The organism is Streptomyces lateritius, from assembly GCF_014649715.1.
Taxonomy (GTDB): Bacteria; Actinomycetota; Actinomycetes; order Streptomycetales; family Streptomycetaceae; genus Streptomyces; species Streptomyces lateritius.
Map to the genome: position 1 here is coordinate 1 of NZ_BMTO01000014.1, position 5,291 is coordinate 5,291.

Sequence of the window (5,291 nt, forward strand, 5' to 3'; positions counted from 1 at the left end):
CCACCGACGCTACGAACGCAAGGCCGACCACTTCCTCGCCTTCACCAGCATCGCCTGCACCCTTATCTGCTACCGCAGACTCGCCAAATGAGATGGCTTCTAAGAACGACGATCGACTACTCGATCGATGATCTGAAGGCTCACATCGTCACGTGGTGCACCGAGGCCCTCGGGCGTCAAGACGGCTCCCGCTGAACCGATGTGGCTGCTGCGGTTCTCGCCGGGCGCCGACGCACGCTCAGCGGTTGATCATGTCCCGGGTCTGGGCGTACACCGTCGCGTCGGTGAGCAGGCCTGTGTGACTGAGGCAGGTGGTCCGGCTGTTGACTGCGCCGGACAGGGACACGGAGCTGTCGGGGTTGATCACCGTGTCGCAGGGCGACCACCAGGTGGCGTAGCGGGGCGAGCCGGGGGTCTCGTCGCCGGAGTTCAGGCCGGTGAGGAAGCTGGAGCCTATGCGCATCTCGGTGCAGGACGTGTCGAAGCAGCTGTTGGCGGTGTCGGTTCCGTGGTTCGGGCCGCCCAACGACACCCAGGCGTCGACCTCCGAGGTCCCGTCGAGGTTTTTCAGGTAGTAGCGCGAGGACAGCCCACCCATGGAGTGGCTGACGATGTCGACCTTGGTCGCGCCCGTGGCCGCGAGTACACGGTCGACCTCGGCGGACAGCTGCTGGGCGGTGACGGTGTTCGACTGGCGCGAGTCGTAGGTCCACTGACGCAGATGGGCAGACGGCCAGCCGTCGGCCCTGAAGCGGTCGGCCATGGTGTTCCAGTTACCGGCATCACCGTTGTAGCCGTGCACGAACAGGACGGGGTTGCTGCCGGAGGTGAAGGAGGAGCCGGTCGACGCTTGGGCGGGAGCCGGCGCCTGCACGACGAGAAGGGCACCGGCTGCGGCGACGGCTGCGGTCACGACGAATCTCTTCACGCGGGCCTCCAAGGGCGGGGCAGGTGAAAGCGCACGAGGGCGCGTTCCGGTGGGGAGAGCGTGCTGGGGGAGGCTTCCCGGGTCACGGGAGCGGTACCTGCGGCATGTGGGGGCGCGCCGAGCGGGCCGGTTCGCTGCGGCCGCAGGGTCGACACCGGGGTCGTTCAGGGATGCGCTGAGCGTACTGATCAGTAGGTACATGTGGTCAAGAGGTGTGCGCCGGGTTTCTCGCCCGTCCGGTGGGCTCGTCGGCGCCCAGTGCGGGGCCCCGCTGTACGTCGGGAGCTGTCGGGCCCGGTCCGACTCGCCGACCGTGCGCCGCCGCGTTCCGTCACTCCAAGAGCGCTGCGCGCCGGCCGAGGTGGTCGAGGCCGAGGGCACGGAGGCCGTCGTGTGTTGCTTTTCGGTGATGCCTGGGGCAGTCCGTCGCGTGCCCGGCCGGGACAGGGGTAGCGGGAAGGCATGCAAGCACTGTCACAGGATGTGATCGAGTTGGTCCGTGAGGACATAGACCAGGTGAAGGCGGAGTTGGTGGCCGCCGTGTCGGAGGGGCGCCGGGGATCGGCGGCTCTTGGGGCGGGCGGGGTGCTCGGCGTGCTGGCCCTGTTGGCGGCTCAGGAGTCGGCGGTGCGGGCGCTGGAGCGAGTGTGGCCGGCACAACGGGTGGCGGGGGCGTTGGCGGCCGCGTACGGCATCGGGGCTGTGGCGTTCGCCGGGTACGGGTACGAGAGATTGCGCCGGGCCCGAGCCGCGTCACGGGAGGCGCTGGCAGGTTCGCTGGACGCGGTGAAGGAGGTGGCCGACGAGTTGGCCCAGTAACACTCCGGGCACATCACCGGTGAACGCGCCGCCGCCCGCGCCGCCTCCGGGGCGGGCGGCGCGAATCTGCTGAGGGGCTCCTTCCGCTCGTGGGACCGGCTCCGAAACCGTGGCTCGCCCACGGAGTGCGCCCGCGGAGAGGATCTGGCTCCGCGCCCATCGCGCCGAGTAGTACCGGGCGTAGGTGATGCTGGGTGCGCGCCGCTGCGGTCCGGGAGTCCCCCACAGGATTTTCCGGTTTCCATGCGGATGCCCCGAGGCTCAGGGGGCACCCGTAGTTCCAAGCTCGCACACGGGCGGTCCGCGGCCGGATGCGGTACGCGTCGGCCGCCGCCCAGCGGTCATACGGCCAGACATCGGACGCCGGCGCGGCCTGCCCGGTACGAACCTACGTGGGCGGGCGGACAGCGGAAGGCGACAACGGAACGCAGGGAGCACAGATGATGGTCCGCCCGTGGCCAGCCCCACCGGATCTCCGGCTCACGGCCCACGTGGTCGCCGGCCGCTATCGGCTCGACGAGCTGGTGGGGCGCGGCGGTGCGGCCGACGTGTTTGAGGGTCGTGACCTGCGGCTGCGGCGGCCGGTGGCGGTGAAGGTCTTCCGCCCTGGCAGTGAGTCCCAGACGGAGGAGCGCTTCGACGGCGAGGGGCGCCTGCTGGCCCAGCTGCAGCACCCCGGGTTGGTGACCGTGTACGACTCCGGCCAGGAGGACGGACGGCCTTACCTGGTGATGCAGCTCATCAAGGGGGCGACGCTGCGCAGGCACATCGCCGCGGGCCCCCTGACGCCCGCCGAGGCATCCCGGATCGGGGCCGCGCTGGCCTCCGCGCTCGCCCATGTGCATGCGGCCGGTGTCGTGCACCGCGACGTCAAGCCGTCGAACATCCTTCTGGACGAGACGGGCACCCCGCACCTGACCGACTTCGGTATCTCCCGGCTGCTCGACACCACCGCCACCCACACCGCCCCCGGCACTCTCGTGGGAACTGCGGCATATATGGCGCCGGAGCAAGTACTGGGGAGGGGAGCGGGACCGGCTGCGGACATCTACAGCCTGGGACTCGTCCTCCTCGAGTCCCTGAAGGGCGAGCTGGAGTACGCGGGAACCCCGTTGGAGGCGGCGATCGCGCGGCTGCACCGGCCTCCGGTGATTCCTTCGGACCTGCCGGCGGATCTCGTCGCGCTGTTGGAGGCCATGACGGATCCCGATGAGACCTGCCGGCCCGACGCACAGGCCTGCTTCCGGGCCCTGGCCGCCATGCCGGGCGGGGACTCCGCGTCGTCCCGCCGCGGGGCCGGCCCACCGATAGACGTCCGGAACGTGGGTGAGGACCGGAACGCGGCGGACGTCACACTTCGGTCGGAGTTCGCGGGTGCCCGAACAGGTGCCACCGGGCCGGTGCTCGCGGCGACACCGAGCGAGGGACCCCCGCCCCAGGAACCCCTTTCCACGCCCCCCGCTTCCCCCCGCTCCGGCCGCGGCCTACTCGCTGCGGGGGCGGCACTGGCCGTGCTCGGAGTCTCGCTGACCGGCTCGATCGGTGCTCTGCCCTCCGAGAGGGAAGACGCGGCCTCCCGGCCACCGCGCCTGGCCACGACGGAATCCCCGTCGGCCGGGGCGGATCGGACGACCGAGCCCTCGTCGCCCCGGGCAGGACATCCGGACCCGTCCTCCTCACCCGCTGCAACCCCCGCCGTCTCCCGTTCGCGGACCATGACTTCCCCGACCGCCGAGGGGTCCGCCACGAAACCGCGTTCCGCGGCCGACGAGCGTGAGAATTCCACTCCGGCCGCCACCCTGAAGGGGACCGGCAGCCGGAAGGGTGAGGCCGCCAAGGGGCCCGTACGTGTCGAGCCCGAGCCGCGGAAGGTGAAGGTCAAGCCGCCGAAGAAGAACCGCAGCGACTGACGACGGACCGGCAGACAGTGATGGGGCCGGTCGGCCGCAACGAGTACGGCGGGCCGGCGGAATGAACCGCCCGTACCGGGCAACAAGAAGGACAGACCAGGCCGCGTGTCCCGGTCGTCCCCGCAGGAAGGAAACAGGCATGCTCCCCGACATCTGGTCCTTCTCCGAGACCGCGATGCACGCGGCCGACATGGATCTGACCGGATACAAGGTTGAAGCGACGGACGGTGGAATCGGAAAGGTGGACCAGCACTCCGCGGAAGTCGGCTGCTGTCACCTGGTCGTGGACACCGGGCCGTGGATCCTCGGCAGGCATGTCGTGATTCCGGCCGGAATCGTCACCACCGTGGACAGGACGACGGAGACCGTCTTCGTCAGCCGCACCAAGGAGCAGATCAAGAACGCCCCGGAGTTCGTGCCGGAAAAGGACGACACGGACGAACACCACCGCATGAAGTTCGTGGACTACTACCTGGCGTTCTTCCGGTAGACGCCGCGCAGGCGACGTACCCATACAGGAGGTTCCATGTCCGCACTGTTGACCCGCATCAAGCGATTCAGCCGCAGCCCGCAGGGCCGACGGGCGATCGCATCGGTGCGACGCGCCGCCACCGACCCTCGGAAGCGGGCCCAGGCTCGCACTCTCTTCGGCAGGCTGCGGGGCCGCCACTGACGGCGGCCCCCACCCACAATCCCCCTCCTGCGGGCCCGGCCGGCGCCGGGCCCGCGGTGGTTGCCGCACCGGGAACCCCCGGCCGTGCCGAGTGGCCACTCTGTTGTGACGATGCGGCACTTCGCTCTCGGACCGGATACCTGAGCTGGAGAGGGCTGTCGGGCCCGGGACGGCCAGTGCGTGGTGCTCGGAGGCATGAGCGGGTCGGGTCAGTCCCATTGCCGGTCGGCGAGGGAGGTGACGGGCTGGGGCTTGCCGATGACGGCCAGGGCGATGAAGAAGTTGATCTGGCCGATCGCGATGGTGAGGGTGGCCAGTGCTTTGTCGTCGTAGTGCTTGGCGACTTCGGCGTACAGCTCGTCGGAGACGCGTTCCTCGCCGTGGGGGGCGGGCTGGAGGGTGGCTTCCACCAGGGCGAGGGCGGCGCGTTCGGCGTCGGTGAAGTACGGGGCGTCCTGCCAGGAGGAGACGGCGGTGATGCGCTCCTCGGACTCGCCGGCCTTGCGCAGGAAGCTGGTGTTCAGGATGGTCAGGTAGGTGTTGCGGACGATCTGCCCGGCCCGCAGGTGGATGAGGTTGATCGTGGTGCGGGGCACGGACTGGTTGCCCGTGGCCCGGAAGAGGGCGGCGCTGACGTCGCTCACCTCGGGCACGAACTCGGCGGGGTTCGGCATCCGGGATATGGGGGTGTCGGTCTTCGTCATGGCTGCTCTCCTTCGCGTCGGCCTGGTCGGCGTCTTCACAGCACTGACGGAGGGACGCACGGAGACGTGACAGGAATCCGGAAAGATTTTCTCCGGCGTGCGCCGTGCCTACGTCGCGGGCGGTTCCGGCCGGAGGCACGCACGTAGATCGGTGCCTCGGAGGGCTCTGCCGGGCAGAAGAGGTCGACGGCCTCGTCGGGGACGGAGGCGGGGGTACCGTCCTGGACGTCCCGGGCACATGCCCGGGACGTCCAGGA

Annotated in this window: 6 protein-coding genes and 1 pseudogene; 5 read left to right on the plus strand and 2 right to left on the minus strand. The window is 70.0% G+C overall.

The features are described 5' to 3' along the window. Positions 1-91, plus strand: a pseudogene (locus tag IE136_RS25785) (IS5/IS1182 family transposase); the annotation flags it as partial. A 147-nt stretch (positions 92-238) separates the two neighbouring features. Here IE136_RS25785 and IE136_RS25790 read toward each other — a convergent pair. After that, positions 239-928 (minus strand): esterase/lipase family protein, encoded by a 690-nt coding sequence (locus IE136_RS25790; RefSeq protein WP_189601534.1) that lies wholly within the window; start codon positions 926-928, stop codon positions 239-241. A gap of 462 nt (positions 929-1,390) precedes the next feature. On the opposite strand from IE136_RS25790, the gene IE136_RS25795 reads away from it, so the two are divergent. The 4 genes from IE136_RS25795 to IE136_RS25810 all read left to right on the plus strand — a co-directional run bounded on the left by IE136_RS25795 (position 1,391) and on the right by IE136_RS25810 (position 4,330). Next, entirely contained in the window at positions 1,391-1,747 is a 357-nt protein-coding gene (locus tag IE136_RS25795) for a phage holin family protein (protein WP_158983977.1), read from the plus strand. A 440-nt stretch (positions 1,748-2,187) separates the two neighbouring features. Beyond that, the gene (locus IE136_RS25800) at positions 2,188-3,657 is read left to right on the plus strand and encodes a serine/threonine-protein kinase (RefSeq protein WP_158983975.1); all 1,470 of its coding nucleotides are present in this window, start codon (positions 2,188-2,190) and stop codon (positions 3,655-3,657) included. A 139-nt stretch (positions 3,658-3,796) separates the two neighbouring features. Next, the gene (locus tag IE136_RS25805; RefSeq protein ID WP_189601535.1) at positions 3,797-4,147 is read left to right on the plus strand and encodes a PRC-barrel domain containing protein; all 351 of its coding nucleotides are present in this window, start codon (positions 3,797-3,799) and stop codon (positions 4,145-4,147) included. Positions 4,148-4,183: 36 nt separating this feature from the next. After that, entirely contained in the window at positions 4,184-4,330 is a 147-nt protein-coding gene (locus IE136_RS25810; RefSeq protein ID WP_189601536.1) for a hypothetical protein, read from the plus strand. A gap of 209 nt (positions 4,331-4,539) precedes the next feature. On the opposite strand, the gene IE136_RS25815 is transcribed toward IE136_RS25810, so the two are convergent. Next, a complete protein-coding gene (locus tag IE136_RS25815) occupies positions 4,540-5,034 on the minus strand; it encodes a carboxymuconolactone decarboxylase family protein (protein WP_158983971.1) in 495 nt (164 codons plus the stop codon). Between the last annotated feature and the right edge of the window lie 257 nt (positions 5,035-5,291).

Bases quoted from the DNA above. Each gene is read 5' to 3' on its own strand.
- IE136_RS25810 (WP_189601536.1), top strand. From the start codon at position 4,184: ATGTCCGCACTGTTGACCCGCATCAAGCGATTCAGCCGCAGCCCGCAG.
- IE136_RS25805 (WP_189601535.1), top strand. From the start codon at position 3,797: ATGCTCCCCGACATCTGGTCCTTCTCCGAGACCGCGATGCACGCGGCC.
- IE136_RS25800 (WP_158983975.1), top strand. From the start codon at position 2,188: ATGATGGTCCGCCCGTGGCCAGCCCCACCGGATCTCCGGCTCACGGCC.
- IE136_RS25815 (WP_158983971.1), bottom strand. From the start codon at position 5,034: ATGACGAAGACCGACACCCCCATATCCCGGATGCCGAACCCCGCCGAG.
- IE136_RS25795 (WP_158983977.1), top strand. From the start codon at position 1,391: ATGCAAGCACTGTCACAGGATGTGATCGAGTTGGTCCGTGAGGACATA.